1 protein-coding gene is annotated in these 16099 nt (G+C 76.0%); it reads right to left on the reverse strand.

Annotation, left to right across the window (positions count from 1 at the left end; all coding sequences use genetic code 11):
• Nucleotides 1–20: 20 nt before the first annotated feature.
• Nucleotides 21–16099 (reverse strand): type I polyketide synthase (locus tag ACIGQF_RS38115; RefSeq protein ID WP_399720574.1); only part of this gene is annotated, 16079 nt, incomplete at its 5' end.

The raw sequence follows: 16099 nt of genomic DNA on the forward strand, positions 1-16099 counted from the left end.
CGTCTGCTCCATCAATCGCGCTACAGGTCGGACTGGCCGTTGAGCGCGGCCCGCACCAGGTCTGCCACTGTCATCGAGTCGATGGACTCGCCGTCTTCGTCGTCCACGGCACCGCCGCGCCCGGCGAGCTGGAGCAGCGGCTCCAGGACACCGATCTCGCGCAGCTGGTCGAGCGGTACAGAGGCCAGCACGGCCCTGATCTCCGTCTCCTCGTCGGACGCGGCCGGCTCGTCGGGGACGAGCAGGGCGAGGACGTACTCGCCCAGGGCCGTGGGGGTGGGGTGGTCGAAGACCAGCGTCGCCGGAAGGCTCAGGCCGGTCGCAGCGCCGAGCTGGTTGCGCAGTTCGACCGCGCCGAGCGAGTCCACACCGAGGTCGCGGAAGGAGCGCTCGGCGCCGACGGCGTCGGTGTCCGGGTAGCCGAGCACCTGCGCGGCGCGGGTCCGCACCAGGTCCACGACGGTGTCCAGACGGCGGCCGGGCGGCAGCGCGGCGAGCCGTTGGGCGAGGGCGCCGTCCTCCGTTGTCCGCGGGGCCGCCGCGGCCTCGGCCAGCTCACGGTAGCCGGGGAACTCCCGCAGCAGCGCGCTGGGCCGTGCCCCGCCGAAGGCGCCGGCGAAGCGGTCCAGGGCGACCTCGGCGACCACCGCGGTCGGCTCCTTCTCGGTGACCAGGCGCAGCAGCGACTCGACCGCGAGGTCGGGGTCCATGGCGCCGACCCCGGCGCGCCGGGCGGCCGCGTCCGCGCCGCCCGCACCGGCCATGCCGCCGCCTCCCCAAGCACCCCAGGAGACCGAGGTGGCGGGCAGGCCGCGCACCCGGCGGTCCTCCGCGAGGGCGTCCAGGACGGCGTTGGCCGCCGCGTAGTTGGCCTGGCCTGGGTTGCCGACCGCGGAGGAGGCGGAGGAGAAGAGGACGAACGCGGCGAGGTCGCGGTCGCGGGTCAGCTCGTCGAGCAGCAGGGCGGCGGTCACCTTGGAGCGGAAGACCTCCTGGTACCGCTCGGGCGTGAGCCGGTCGAGCACGCCGTCGTCGAGGACGCCGGCGGCGTGCACCACGCCGGTCAGCGGCCGGTCGGCCGGGATGGCGTCGAGGACGGCAGCGAGCTGATCGCGGTCGGCGGCGTCGCAGGCGGCGACGGTGACGCCGGTGCCGAGCGCGTCGAGTTCGGCGTACAGCTCCTTGGCGCCGGGCGCGTCCGGTCCGCGGCGGCTGAGCAGCACGAGGTGTTGCGCGCCGTCCTTGGCGAGGCGCCGCGCGACGTGCGCGCCGAGTGCGCCGGTGCCGCCGGTGACCAGGACCGTGCCGGACGGGTCCCATGGGCGGGCCGGCTTGCGGACGGGGGCCGGGACCAGGCGGCGGGCGAGGACCGCGGAGCCGCGGACGGCGGCCTGGTCCTCCCCGTCGAGTCCGGCGAGCACGGCGCCGAGCCCGGCCGCGGCCCGCTCGTCGGGCTCTTCGGGAAGGTCGACCAGTCCGCCCCAGCGCTGCGGGTACTCCAGCGCGGCCACCCGGCCCAGGCCCCAGACGGCGGCCTGCAGCGGCCGGTGCGGGCGGTCGGTGCGGTTGGCGGAGACGGCGCTGCGGGTGACGCACCACAGCGGCGCGTCGATCCCCGCGTCGCCGAGCGCCTGAAGGAGCGCCGTGGTGAGCCCGACGCCCTCGGGCACATCGCCGGTGAGGGTGTCGCGCAGGGCCAGGAGGGAGACGACGCCGCCGTAGCGGGTGCCGCCGGTCGTGCGGGCGCGGATCGTCTCGGCCAGCGCTTCCCGGTCGGCCGACTTGGCCTCGACGCGGACGAGCTGGGTTCCGAGTCCGTCGAGCGCGGTGGTGACCCAGGGGTCGTCGCCCATGCCCTCGGGGACGACGGCCAGCCAGGTGCCGCTGAGCGACTTGCGGTGCGCCATGGCCGCGCCGGTCAGGCGCTTCCACACGATCCGGTGGCGCCAGCCGTCCAACTGCGCTTCGTCGGCCTTGCGGCGGCGCCAGTCCAGCAGCGCGGGCAGCACCTTGGACAGCGCGTCGCCCTCGACGTCGAGTTCGGACTCCAGGGAGGTGAAGTCCTCCTGCGCGACGGCGTCCCAGAAGGCCGCGTCGGTGCCGGCCGGGGTGTCGGCCGCCGCGCCCGCCGGCGCGAGGCCCGGCATGGCGTCGGGCCAGAAGCGGCCGCGCTGGAAGGCGTACGTCGGCAGGTCGAGCCACTGCGCGCCGCTGCCCTCGAAGTAGGCGTCCCAGCGCGGACCGGCGGCGTGGACGTGCAGCCGGGCGACGGCGGCGGCCAGCGTCTCCTCCTCGCCGCGCCGGCGGCGCAGGGCGGGAACGGTGACGGCGTCCGGCGCACTCTGCTGCGCCATGGCGGACAGGACGGCGTCGGGGCCCAGTTCGAGGAAGACGCGGACGCCTCGGGCGGCCATGGCGCGGACGCCGTCGGCGAACCGTACGGTGCCGCGCACGTGGCGCACCCAGTAGTCGGCGGAGCACAGCTCTTCGGCGTCCGCGACCTCACCGGTGAGGTTGGAGACCACGGGGATGCGCGGCTCCCGGTACTCCAGGCTCTCCGCGACCGCGCGGAAGCCGTCGAGCATCGGGTCCATCAGGGCTGAGTGGAAGGCGTGGCTGACCCGCAGGCGGTTGGTCCTGCGGCCCTTTTCGGCGAGTACGTCGGCCAGGGCGGTCACGGCCTCCTCGTCGCCCGAGAGGACCACGGCGGCCGGGCCGTTGACCGCGGCGACCGAGACGCCCTCGGTGAGCAGCGGCGTGACCTCGTCCTCGGTGGCCTCGACGGCGACCATGGCACCGCCGCTCGGCAGCGCCTGCATGAGGGAGGCGCGGGCGGCGACCAGGCGGCAGGCGTCGTCCAGGGAGAGGACGCCCGCGACGTGGGCCGCGGCGATCTCGCCGACGGAGTGCCCGGCGACGAAGTCGGGGCGGATGCCCCAGGACTCGGTCAGGCGGTACAGCGCGACCTCGACCGCGAAGAGCGCGGGCTGGGTGTATCCGGTCCCGTTCAGGGTGTCCTCGTCGCCGTGCCACATGAAGTCGCGCAGCGGGGTGCCGAGATGGCCGTCGAGCCGGGTCAGTACCGCGTCGAACGCCTCCGCGAACGCCGGGTAGCGGTCGTACAGTTCGCGCCCCATGCCGAGCCGCTGGGAACCCTGGCCCGAGAAGAGCACGGCGCGCTTGCCGGTCCGCTCGACGTGGTGCTCGGCGACGTGCGCGGCGGCGGTGCCCTCGGCGATGGCGGTGAGGCCGGTGCGGAGCGCCGCGTGGTCGGCGGCGGTGACGGCGGCCCGGTGCTCGAAGGTGGCGCGGGTGGTCGCCAGCGAGTACGCGAGGTCGGCCAGCCGCGTCCCGGGGTGCCGGTCCAGGTGCGTGAGGAGCCGGCGGGCCTGGGCGCGCAGCGCGTTCTGCGAGCGGCCCGACAGCAGGACCGGCAGGACCGCGCCGTCGTCGGCGGGCCGGGCGGGCTCCGCGGCGAGCGGCGGCTGCTCCAGGATGACGTGGGCGTTGGTGCCGCTGGCGCCGAAGGAGGAGACGCCGGCGCGACGCGGCCGCCCGGACTCGGGCCACGCGGTCCGCTCGGTGAGCAGCCGGGCGTTGCCCGCGGTCCAGTCGACGTGCGAGGAGGGGTTCTCGGCGTACAGCGAGCGCGGCAGTTGGCCGTGGCGCATGGCGAGGACCATCTTGATGACGCCGCCGACGCCGGAAGCGGCCTGGGTGTGGCCGATGTTGGCCTTGAGGGAGCCGATCAGTACGGGCCGCTCCCGGTCCTGCCCGTACGTGGCGAGCAGGGCCTGCGCCTCGATCGGGTCGCCCAGCTTCGTGCCGGTGCCGTGCGCCTCGACCGCGTCGACCTCGGCGGGGGCCAGGCGGGCGTTGGCGAGGGCCTGGCGGATGACGCGCTGCTGGGCGGGGCCGCTGGGCGCGGTGAGGCCGTTGGAGGCACCGTCCTGGTTGATGGCGGAGCCGCGCAGCACGGCGAGGACGCGGTGGCCGTTGCGCCGGGCGTCGGAGAGGCGCTCGACGACGAGCATGCCGACGCCCTCGGACCAGCCGGTGCCGTTCGCGTCGTCGGAGAAGGCGCGGCAGCGGCCGTCCGGCGACAGCGCGCCCTGGGCGCTGAACTCCACGAAGCCCACGGGGGTGGCCATGACGGTGACGCCGCCGGCCAGGGCGATGGAGCACTCTCCTGCGCGCAGGGCCTGCGCGGCCAGGTGCAGCGCGACCAGCGACGAGGAGCAGGCCGTGTCGACCGAGACGGTCGGGCCCTGGATGCCGAAGGTATAGGCGAGCCGGCCGGAGAGGAGGCTCGCGGACTGGGCGGTCTGCCACTGCCCGGCCTCCTCCGGCGGCCGGTAGTCGCCGGAGCCGCCGCCGACGAAGACGCCGGTGGTGCCGCTGCCGCGCAGGGTCGCCGGGTCGATCCCGGCCCGCTCCAGCGCCTCCCACGACGCTTCGAGGAGGATGCGCTGCTGCGGGTCCATCACGAGGGCCTCGCGCGGCGAGATGCCGAACAGGCCGGGGTCGAAGTCGGTCGCGTCGTACAGGAAGCCGCCCTGGGCGGTGGCGCTGCGGCCGGGTCCGTCGCCCGCGAGGGCGTCCAGGTCCCAGCCGCGGTCGGCCGGGAAGTCGCCGACGGCGTCGATCTCGTCGGTGACCAGCTGCCACAGGCCCTCCGGCGAGGCGATGCCGCCGGGGTAGCGGCAGGCCATGCCGACGATGACGATCGGGTCGTCGCCGGTGGCGGCCGGTGCGGCGACCGGGTCAGCGGGGGCGGTGAGGCCGCCGAGGAGTTCGGTCCGCAGGTGGGCGGCGAGCGCCGCCGGGCTCGGGTGGTCGAAGACGAGCGTGGCGGGCAGCGCGATCCCGGTGGCCGCGGTGAGCTGGTTGCGCAGGTCGACGGCGGTCAGCGAGTCGAAGCCCAGGTCTCGGAAGGGCAGGTCGGGCTCGACGAGCGTGTGGTCAGCGTGGCCGAGCACCGTCGCGGCCTTCTCGGTGACCAGGGCCAGCAGGATGTCGCCGCGGTCCGCCTCGGGCTGCTCCATGAGCCACCGGCCGTAGCCCTCGGTGGCCGTCTCCCGGTCGGCGCGGTCCCGCGTCGCCTCGGCGAGCGCGGTACGGGCCTCGGGCAGCGCGTCGAACAGTGCGGTGCGGCGGGCCTCGTCGTGGGCGGGTGCGAAGGTCTCCCAGCGGACGTCGGCCACGGTCGTTGCGGCCGCCCCGTCGGCGACGGCGCGGCCGAGCGCGGCGAGGGCGGTGTCGGCGTCCAGCACCGGCAGGCCGTTCATCCGCAGGTGTGCGGCCATCGAGGCGTCGGCCAGGTCGGACCAGGCGCTCCAGGCGACGGCCAGGGCCGGCGTGCCGCGGTCGCGGCGGGCGCGGGCGAAGGCGTCCAGGTAGGCGCCGGTCGCGGCCTCGGCCGCCCGCCCGCGGACGCCCCACACCCCGGCGATGGAGCCGAAGAGGACGAAGGCGTCCAGCGGGCGGTCTGCGAGTGCGTCGGCGAGCGCCGCCACCGGGGCGAGCGCGTCGGCGAGGTCGGCCGCGGTGCTGCCGGGGGCGGCGCCGTCCTCCGCCGCGTGGACGACCGCGGTGAGCGGTGCGTCGTCGGACGGCAGACCGTCGAGGAGCGCGGCGAACGCCGCCCCGTCGCGGACGTCGTGCGTCACGACGGTGACCTCGGCACCGAGTGCGGTCAGCTCGGCGACCAGGGCCTCGGCTCCGGTGTCCTCGGGGGCGGTCAGGACGAGGTGGCGGGCGCCCTCGCGGGCCAGCCAGCGGGCGGCGCGGCCGCCCATGGTGCCGGTGCCGCCGACGACCACGACGGTGCCGGAGGGCTGCCATGTGGCGTCGCCCGCCGCGGCGGGCGTACGGACCAGGCGACGGCCGTACAGGCCGGTGGCACGGAGGGCGATCTGGTCGTCGGCGCCGGGCGCGGCGAGGTGCGCGGCGAACCGCTCGGCCGTCGCCGCGTCGACGTCGGCCGGCAGGTCGGCGAGACCCCCGAAACGCTCGGGGTGTTCGAGCGCGGCCACCCGGCCGAGGCCCCACAGGGCGGCCTGGCCGACGGCGGTGGGCGTCTCGGCCCCGACGGCGACGGCGCCGCGGGTGACGCACCACAGGGGCGCGTCGATCCCGGCCCCGGCCAGCGCGTCGAGCACGGCGGCGGGCCAGGCCCCGTCGGCGGGCAGCGCGTCGGAGCCGGCGGCGAGCAGCGAGACGACACCGCTCAGTCCGTGGGCTTCGTACGCCGCCACCTGCCGTGCGAGCGCGCCGGTATCGCCGCCGATCAGCACGGTGTCGGCGTTCAGCGCGGTGACGATCGCGGCCACCCAGGCGGCGTCGGCGTGGTCCGCAGGGACGAGCGCCAGGATGCGGCGGCCGGCCGGCGCGGCCTCCGGCGTACCGAGCGGGGCCCACGTCTCGTGGTAGCGCAGGGCCGCGGCGGCGGACCGCTCGCCGCGGCGGCGGCGCCAGGCGGAGAGCGCGGGCACCATCGCGGTGACCGTGTCGCCGTCGAGGCCGAGCGAGGCGGACAGGCTCTCCAGGTCCTCCCGCTCGACGGCCTGCCAGAAGGCGGCGTCGGCCGGGTCCTCCTGCGCGGCCGCCGTGACGGGCGTACCGGGCTCGGGCCAGTACCGCTCCCGCTGGAAGGCGTAGGTGGGCAGTTCGACGCGGCGGCCGCCCACCGCTTCGAAGTACGCGGCCCAGGACGGTCCGGTACCGCGGGTGTGCAGGGTGGCCAGGGCCTCCAGCAGGGCGACGTCCTCGGCGCGGTCGCGGCGCTGCAGCGGTACGGCCACGGTGGGCTCGTCCGCCGCGACCGCGTCGAGGGTCTGCTCGGCCAGGGCGGACAGCACGCCGTCCGGGCCGATCTCCACGAAGGTGGTGGCGCCGGCCTCGTGCAGGGCGCGCACGGCGTCGGCGAACCGCACGGTCGCACGGGCGTGCCGCACCCAGTAGGCCGGGGTGCGCAGTTCGGCACCGGCCGGGGCGCCGGTGACCGTGGAGACGACCGGGATGCGCGGCTCGTGGTAGGTGAGGGTCTCCGCGACGCGGGCGAACTCCGTCAGCATCGGGTCCATCAGCGGCGAGTGGAAGGCGTGGCTGACCCGCAGCCGCCGGGTGCGGCGGCCGTCGGCGGCGAAGTGCTCCGCGACGGCGAGCACGGCGCCCTCGGCGCCCGCGACGACCACGGCCCGGGGCCCGTTGACGGCGGCGATCGCGACGCCGTCGCCGAGCAGCGGAGCGACCTCGTCCTCGGTGGCCTGGACGGCGACCATGGCGCCACCCTCCGGCAGATCCTGCATGAGGGAGGCTCGGGCGGCGACCAGCCGGCAGGCGTCCTCCAGGGTCAGGACCCCGGCGACGTGTGCGGCGGCGATCTCGCCGACGGAGTGTCCGGCCACGTGGTCGGGGTTCAGCTGCCAGGACTCGGCGAGCCGGAACAGCGCGACCTCGACGGCGAAGAGCGCGGGCTGGGTCCAGCCGGTCTCGTCCAGGAGTTCGGCGTCCGGGGTGCCGGGCGCGGCGAAGAGCACCTCCCGCAGCGGGAAGTCCAGCTCGGTGTCGAACTGTGCGAGGACCGCGTCCAGCGCGTCGGCGAACACCGGGAACCGCTCGTAGAGTTCGCGGCCCATCATGCCGTGCTGGGCCCCCTGGCCGGAGAAGAGGAACGCGGTCCTCCCCGGCGTGCGGCCCGCGCTGCCGCGAGCGGCCTCCCGTACCCCGTCCGGCCCTGCGAGCAGGACGGCGCGGTGCGGGAAGAGCGTGCGGTCGGTGGCCAGCGAGCGGCCGACGTCCAGCGGCGGCAGCCCGGGGTGTGCGGCGACGTGCGCGGTGAGCCGGTCGATCTGCGCCTGGAGCGCCTCCCGGCTGCGGCCGGAGAGCAGCCACGGCACGACGCCCGGCGCGGCCTCCCGTACGGGCTCGTCGGTGTCCGCGGCCTCGGCGGCGGGCGCCTGCTCGACGATGACGTGCGCGTTGGTGCCGCTGACGCCGAAGGCGGAGACGCCGGCGCGGCGCGGCCGTCCGGTCTCCGGCCAGGACCGCGCCTCGGTGAGCAGCGACACGGCGCCGCCGCTCCAGTCGACGTGCGTGGACGGGGTGCCGACGTGCAGCGTCTTCGGCAGGCTGTCGTGGCCCATGGCCAGCAGCATCTTGATGACGCCCGCGGCACCGGCGGCGGCCTGGGTGTGGCCGATGTTGGACTTCACGGTGCCGAGCAGCAGGGGCCGTTCGGCGTCCCGGTCGCGGCCGTACGTGGCCAGCAGGGCCTGGGCCTCGATGGGGTCGCCGAGGGTGGTGCCGGTGCCGTGCGCCTCGACCGCGTCGATGTCGGCGGGGGTGAGGCGGGCGTCGGCGAGCGCCTGCCGGATGACGCGCTGCTGGGACAGGCCGTTGGGCGCGGTCAGGCCGTTGGACGCGCCGTCCTGGTTGACGGCGGTGCCGCGGATGATGCCGCGGACCTCGTGGCCGTTGCGCCGGGCGTCGGACAGCCGCTCCAGGACGAGGATGCCGACGCCCTCGGACCAGGCGGTGCCGTCGGCGGCGTCGGAGAACGGCTTGCAGCGGCCGTCGGGCGCCAGGCCGCCCTGGGTGGAGAACTCCACGAACGAGTCGGGGCTCGCCATCACCGAGACGCCGCCCGCGACGACGAGGTCGCACTCGCCGGCGCTCAGCGCGCGGCCCGCCCAGTGCAGGGCGACCAGCGAGGAGGAGCAGGCGGTGTCGACGGTGACGGCCGGGCCCTCCAGGCCGAGGACGTAGGACAGCCGTCCCGACATCACGCTGGCGGTGTTGCCGGTGGCGACGTAGCCGGCCACGTCCGAGGCGGAGCGGCGCAGCAGGGTCGGGTAGTCCTGGCCGTTGGTGCCCACGAAGACGCCGGTGGTGGAGCCGCGCAGGGAGGAGGGGTCGATCCCGGCCCGCTCCAGGGCCTCCCAGGTGGTCTCCAGGAGGAGCCGCTGCTGCGGGTCCATGGCCAGCGCCTCGCGGGGCGAGATGCCGAAGAAGCGGGCGTCGAAGTCGGCGACGTCGCTCAGGAATCCGCCGTCGAGCGTGGCGGAGGCGCCGGCGCCGAGCGCCTCGATGTCCCAACCGCGGTCGGCGGGGAAGGGGCCGATGCCGTCGCCGCCCGCTTCGAGGAGCTGCCACAGTTCCTCGGGTGTGCTGACGCCGCCGGGGAAGCGGCAGGCGAGGCCGACCACGGCGATCGGGTCGTCGTCGACGGCGGTGGTGGCGACTGCCGTGGCCGTCTCGGCGGGGAGCGTGCCGAGCAGCTCGGCGAGGAGGAAGTCCGCCATCTCGCGCGGCGTGGGCAGGTCGTAGACGAGGGTGGCGGGCAGGCTGAGGCCGGTGGCGGTGTTGAGCGCGTTGCGCAGCTCCAGGATGGTCAGCGAGTCGAAGCCGAGGTCGCGGAAGGCCCGGTCGTCCTCGACGGTGCGCGGGTCGGCGTGGCCGAGCACGGCCGCCACCTGGGTGCGCAGCAGGTCGAGTACGTGCCCGGCGCGCTCGTCCGCGGGGAGTTCGGCGAGCCGCTGCCGCAGCCCGGACCCGGCGCCGTCGGCGGCGGGCGCGGCGGCGCGGGTGGTTTCCGGGAGGTCGGCGACGAACGGCATGGTGCGGGCCGCCGCGAAGGCGTGCAGGAACCGCTCCCAGTCGATGTCGGCGACGGCGACGGCGGTGTCGTCGTTCTCGACGGCGCGCAGCAGGGCGCGTACGGCCGTCTCGGGGGCGAGCGGTTCGAAGCCGCCGCGCCGCACGCGGTCGGCGACACCGTCGGCGTCGGCGACCATGCCGGGCCCGGCCCACGGGCCCCAGGCCACGGACAGCGCGGTCAGACCGCGGGCGCGGCGGTACTCGGCGAGCGCGTCCAGGTGGGCGTTGGCCGCCGCATAGTTGCCCTGCCCGGCGGCGCCGATGACGCCGGCGGTCGAGGAGAAGAGGACGAAGGCCGCGAGGTCCAGTCCCTCGGTCAGCTCGTGCAGGTGGTGCGCGGCGACCGTCTTGGCGCGCAGGACGGTGGCGAAGCTCTCCGGGGTGAGTGCGTCCACGACGTGGTCGTCGACGACGCCCGCGGTGTGGAAGACCGCGTGCAGCGGCGCGTTCTCGGGCACGTCGGCCAGGAGCGCGGCGAGGGCGTCGCGGTCGGCCGCGTCGCAGGCGGTGATCGTGACGCGGGCGCCCAGCTCCTCCAGTTCGGCGCGGAGTGCGTCGGCGCCGGGGGCATCCGGCCCGCGGCGGCTGGTGAGCAGCAGGTGCGCGGCGCCGTCGCGGGCGAGGCGGCGGGCGAGGTGTCCGCCGATGCCGCCGGTGCCGCCGGTGATCAGGACGGTACCGGCCGCCGGGTCGAAGGCGGTGCGGGCGGGGTCGGCCGCGGCGGGGCTGTGCGCGAGGCGGCGGAGGAAGACGCCGGACGCTCGTACGGCCACGGCGTTCTCGCCGTCGGTCGCGGCCAGCACCCCGCGCAGGCGGCGTGCGGCCTGCGCGTCGAGGGTGGCGGGCAGGTCGACGGTGCCGCCGAAGCGGGCGGGCAGTTCGAGGGCGACGGCGCGGCCGAGACCCCAGACGGCGGCCTGGCCGGGGTCGGTGACCTGTTCGGCGCGGCCGACGGCGACGGCGCCGCGGGTGACGTTCCACAGCGGTGCGTCGATACCGGCGTCGCCGAGCGCCTGGACGGCGGTGGCGGTGAGGGTGAGGGCGGCGGGCGCTCCGGGGTGTCCCGCGTCGCCCGCGGCGAGCGGCAGCAGGGACAGCACGCCGGCGAACCCGTCGCTCTCCCCCGCGGCCTCGGTGATGCGGGCAGCGAGGGCGGCCCGGTCGGTGTCCGCGACGCTCATGCGGACGGTGGTGGTGCCGAGGGCGGCCGCCACCTCCGCGGCCCAGGTCTCGGTGGCCTCGTCCTCGTGATCGGCCGGGACGAGGACGAGCCAGCGCCCGGCGAGGGTGGTGGGGGCGGTGGAGCCGGCGCGCGGCTTCCAGGTGACGCGGTAGCGCCAGGAGTCGATCTCGGACTGCTCGCCGCGGCGGCGGCGCCAGGCGGTCAGCGCCGGGACCATCGCGGTGACGGTCGCGTCGTCCAGGCCGAGGGAGGCTGCCAGGGCCGCCACGTCGTCCCGTTCGACGGCCGCCCAGAACTCCGCGTCGAGCGCGGAGCCCGGCGTCCCGGCGGGCGCGGCCGTGGTGTCGGGCCAGTAGCGCTCGCGCTGGAAGGCGTACGTGGGCAGGGCCACCCGCCGGGCGCCGCTGCCGTCGAAGTACGCGGTCCAGTCGACGCCGGTGCCGTGCGCGTGGGCCGCGGCGACCGCGGTGACGAGCGCCTGTTCCTCGGGGCGGTCGCCGCGCAGGGTCGGCAGGAGCGCGGTACGGGTGTCGTCGGCGAGGCTCTCGCGGGCCATGCCGCTGAGCACCCCGTCCGGGCCCAACTCCAGGAAGGTGCGGACGTCGCCCTGGGCGGACAGCCAGCCGATGCCGTCGGCGAAGCGGACCGCGCCGCGGACGTGCCGGACCCAGTAGTCGGCGGTGCATACCTGCTCGGCGGTGGCGAGCGTGCCGGTGACGTTCGAGACGAACGGGATCGTCGGCGCGTGGTAGGTCAGGCCGCCGGCCACCTCGGCGAACTCGTCGAGCATGGCGTCCATCAGCGGCGAGTGGAAGGCGTGGCTCACCCGCAGCCGCTTGGTGCGGCGCCCCTCCTCGGCGAAGTGCGCGGCGACGGCGCGCACGGGCTCCTCGGCGCCGGCGACGACGACGGAGCGCGGGCCGTTCACCGCGGCGATCGAGACCCGCTCGTCGAGGTGCGGCAGCACCTCGTCCTCGGCGGCCTCCAGGGCGACCATCGCGCCGCCTTCGGGCAGGGCCTGCATGAGGCGGCCGCGGGCGGCGACGAGGGTGCAGGCGTCGTCCAGGGACAGCACGCCCGCGACGTGCGCGGCGGCGAGCTCGCCGATGGAGTGCCCGGCCAGGTAGTCGGGGGTGATGCCCCACGACGCGAGGAGGCGGAACAGCGCGACCTCGACCGCGAACAGCGCGGGCTGGGCGTAGCCGGTCCGGTCCAGCAGGGCGGCCTCGTCGGAGCCCTCGGGGGCGAACAGCACCTCGCGCAGCGGCCGGTCGAGGCCGGCGTCCACGCGGGCGAGCACGTCGTCCAGGGCGTCGGCGAACACCGGGTACCGCTCGTACAGTTCGCGGCCCATGCCGGCGCGCTGGCTGCCCTGCCCGGTGAACAGGAAGGCGGTCCGGCCGCGGCCGGCGCTGCCCTGGACCACGTCGGGTCCGGGCAGTCCGTCGCGCAGCGCGAGCAGGCCGCGGGTCAGCTCCTCGCGGTCGGCGGCGACCACGGCGGCGCGGCGTTCCAGGGCGGCGCGCGAGGTGGCGAGGGAGTGCGCCAGGTCGGTCAGGTGGGTGTCGGGGTGCTCCTCGACGAAGGTGAGCAGGCGGGCGGCCTGGGCCCGCAGGGCGGCCTCGCCGCGCCCGGAGACCAGGACGGGCACGAGGCCGTCGCGCGGCTCGGACTCCAGTGCGGTCTCCTCGGCGGCGGGCGCCTGCTCCAGGACCGTGTGGACGTTGGTGCCGCTGATGCCGAAGGAGGAGACGGCGGCGCGGCGCGGCCGGCCGGTCTCGGGCCACGGAGTGCGCTCGGTGAGCAGGCCGATGGCGCCGGAGGACCAGTCGACGTGGGTGGACGGCCGGTCGATGTGCAGGGACTTCGGTACGACGCCCTCCTGGAGGGCGCGGACCAGCTTGATGACGCTGGCGACGCCGGACGCCATCTGGGTGTGGCCGATGTTGGACTTCACCGACCCCAGCAGCAGCGGCCGCTCGGGGTCGCGGTCCCGGCCGTAGGTGGTGAACAGGGCCTGCGCCTCGATCGGGTCGCCGAGCGCGGTGCCGGTGCCGTGGCCCTCCAGCACGTCGATGTCGCCCGGCTCGACGCCGGAGTTGGCGAGGGCCTGGCGGATGACGCGCTGCTGGGACGGGCCGTTGGGCGCGGTCAGGCCATTGGAGGCGCCGTCCTGGTTGACGGCGGAGCCGCGGATGACGGCGAGGACCTCGTGGCCGTTGCGCCGGGCGTCGGAGAGCCGCTCCAGCAGGACCAGGCCGACGCCCTCGGCGAGGGTCATGCCGTCGGCGCCGTCCGCGTACGCCTTGCAGCGGCCGTCCTCGGCGAGGGCGCGCTGCCGGCTGAAGCCGACGAAGGACATCGGCGTGGACATGATGCTGACGCCACCGGCGAGCGCGAGGGAGCTCTCGCCGTTGCGCAGGGACTGGCAGGCCAGGTGCATGGCGACCAGCGAGGACGAGCACGCCGTATCGAGCGTGACGGCCGGGCCCTCGAAGCCGAAGAGGTAGGAGACCCGCCCGGACAGCACGCTGGAGAGCGTGCCGGTGATCATGTGGCCTTCGGAGCCCTCGCTGCTGGGCACTCCGGAGGCGTAGTCCTGGTAGCTGGCGCCGACGAACGTACCGGTGAGGCTGCCGCGCTGCGCGACCGGATCGATGCCCGCGTGCTCGAACGCCTCCCACGCGGTCTCCAGCAGCAGCCGCTGCTGCGGGTCCATGGACAGCGCCTCGCGCGGTGAGATCCCGAAGAAGCCGGGATCGAAGTCGGCGACGTCGCGGAGGAAGCCGCCCTGCACGGAGTACGTGCGGCCCTGCCGGTCGGGGTCCGGGTCGTAGAGCGCGTCGGCGTCCCAGCCGCGGTCGGCGGGGAAGCCGGAGATGGCGTCGACCTCGTCCAGCGCGATCCGCCACAGGTCCTCGGCGGAGCCGACGCCGCCGGGGTAGCGGCAGCTCATGCCGATGACGGCGATCGGGTCGTCGTCGACGGGCGCGCTCGCGGTGACGACGGCGGCCCCGGCGGCCTGCGCCCCGGCCAGTTCGCCGTGGAGGAAGGCGGCGAGCGCGGCAGGGTTCGGGTAGTCGAAGACCATCGTGGACGGCAGCGTCAGTCCGGTGACGGACGCGAGCCGGTTGCGCAGGCCGACGGCGGTCAGCGAGTCGAAGCCGACGTCGCGGAAGGCCCGCTGGTCGGTGAGGTCCTCAGGGGAGGACAGGCCGAGCACGGACGCGGCCTCGATACGGACCGTCTCCAGCAGCTTGCGCTGCTGCTCGGCCTCGGACAGCCCGCGCAGCGCGGCGGCGAACTCGCCCTCGACGACGGTCCCGGCAGCCTCCTCGGCGGCCGCGGTGAGCTCGCGGACCTCGGGCACCTCGTCGAAGAGCGGCGTGGGCCGGCCCGAGGTGTAGACCGGGTGGTACGTCTCCCAGTCCACGTCGGCGACGGCGATGACGCTCTCGTCGTCGTCCAGGGCCCGCTTCAGGCCGCTCAGCGCGAGCGCCGGGTCCATGAACTCCAGGCCGCTGCGGCGGATCAACTGCGGGTCGACGCGGCCCAGCTTGAGGTCGTCGGCCCAGATGCCCCAGGACAGCGACATGGCGGGCAGGCCGCGGGCACGGCGGTGCTCGGCGAGGGCCGCGAGGTAGGCGTTGCCCGCGACGTACGCGGCGTGCGCGCCGCTGCCCCACATGCCGGCGGTGGAGGAGTAAAGGACGAAGTCGTCCAGGTCCTCGTCGTCCAGCAGGTCGGCGAGCACCTGCGCGCCGGTGACCTTGGCGTGCAGGACGCGGTCGAAGTCGGCGGGGGTGGTGGCGTCGAGGGTGTGCAGCTCGATGGTGGCGGCGGTGTGGAAGACCGTACGGACGGCACGGCCCTCGGCCTTCAGACCCGCCAGGAGGGCGGCGGCGGCCGCGCGGTCGGTGATGTCGCACGCGGCGACGGTCGTCTCGGTCCCCTTCTCGGCCAGTTCGGCGACGAGTTCGGCCGCCCCGGGGGCGTCCATGCCGCGCCGGCTCACCAGCACCAGGTGCTCGGCGCCCTGCTCGGCGAGCCACCGTGCCAGGTGCGGGGCGAGGGTGCCGGAGCCGCCGGTGACCAGCGTGGTGCCGCGCGGCCGCCAGTCGCGGGCCGGGCGCGCGGTGGCGGCCTCGGCACGGACGATGCGGCGGGTGAAGACCCCGGACGGGCGGATGGCGAGCTGGTCGTCGTCGCCGAGCGCGCCGGCCAGGACGGCGGCGAGCCGCTGCCCGGAGCGGGCGTCGAGGGCGGCGGGCAGGTCCACGGTGCCGCCCCAGCGCTGCGGGTGCTCCAGTGCGGCGGTCCAGCCGACGCCGGTGACCTGCGCCTGGACGGGCGCGGTCAGCTCATCGGAGCGGCCGGTGGAGACGGCGCCGCGGGTCAGCGCCCACATCGGCGCGTCGATGCCGGTGTCGCCGAGCGCCTGGATCAGGGCGACGGTCAGGGCGACGCCGGGCACCAGGCCGGTACCGGGCACGGTGGTGTCCGTACCGGCCTCGGCGAGTACGGAGACGACGCCGGTGACGTCCTCCGCCCCGGCCAGACGCTCGGCCAGCACCGTGCGGTCGGCGCACGCCTCGTCCAGGACCAGGCGGCGCACCTCGGCACCGTGCGTCTCCAAGGCCTCGGTGAGGTCGGTGTCGTCGATGCCGTCGGCGGTGACGAGCAGCCAGGTGCCGGACAGCGGCCGGTGCGGCACCTGGCCGACCGGGGCCCAGGTGACGCGGTAGCGCCAAGCGTCGACGGTGGAGCGGTCGCGGCGCGCGCGGCGCCAGGACGAGAGGGCCGGCAGGACGGCGGCGACCGCGTCCTCGTCGGTACCCAGCGTGGAGGTCAGCGCCGAGACGTCGCCGTCCTCGACGGCGGTCCAGAACGCGTCGTCGTCCGGGTCGGCGGCGGTGACGGCCTCCGGTACGGGCGGTACGGCCCACAGGTGTTCGTGCTGGAAGGCGTAGGTGGGCAGGTCGACGCGGGAGACACCGGTCCCCTCGAACAGCCCCGCCCAGTCCACATCCACACCGCGCACGAACACCTCGGCGGCCGACAGCAGGAAGCGGTCCAGGCCCCCCTGGCCACGCCGGAGCGTGCCCGAAGCGACCCCCGGCACCCCCGCCTCGTCGATCATGTCCTGCACGGCCATCGACACCACCGGATGCGAACTCACCTCGACGAACGCCCGGTACTCCCCGGCCAGCAACTCCTTCACCGCATCCGCGAAACGCACGCGCTGCCGGAGGTTGT

Source organism: Streptomyces sp. NPDC053560 (assembly GCF_044544605.1).
Lineage (GTDB): Bacteria > Actinomycetota > Actinomycetes > Streptomycetales > Streptomycetaceae > Streptomyces.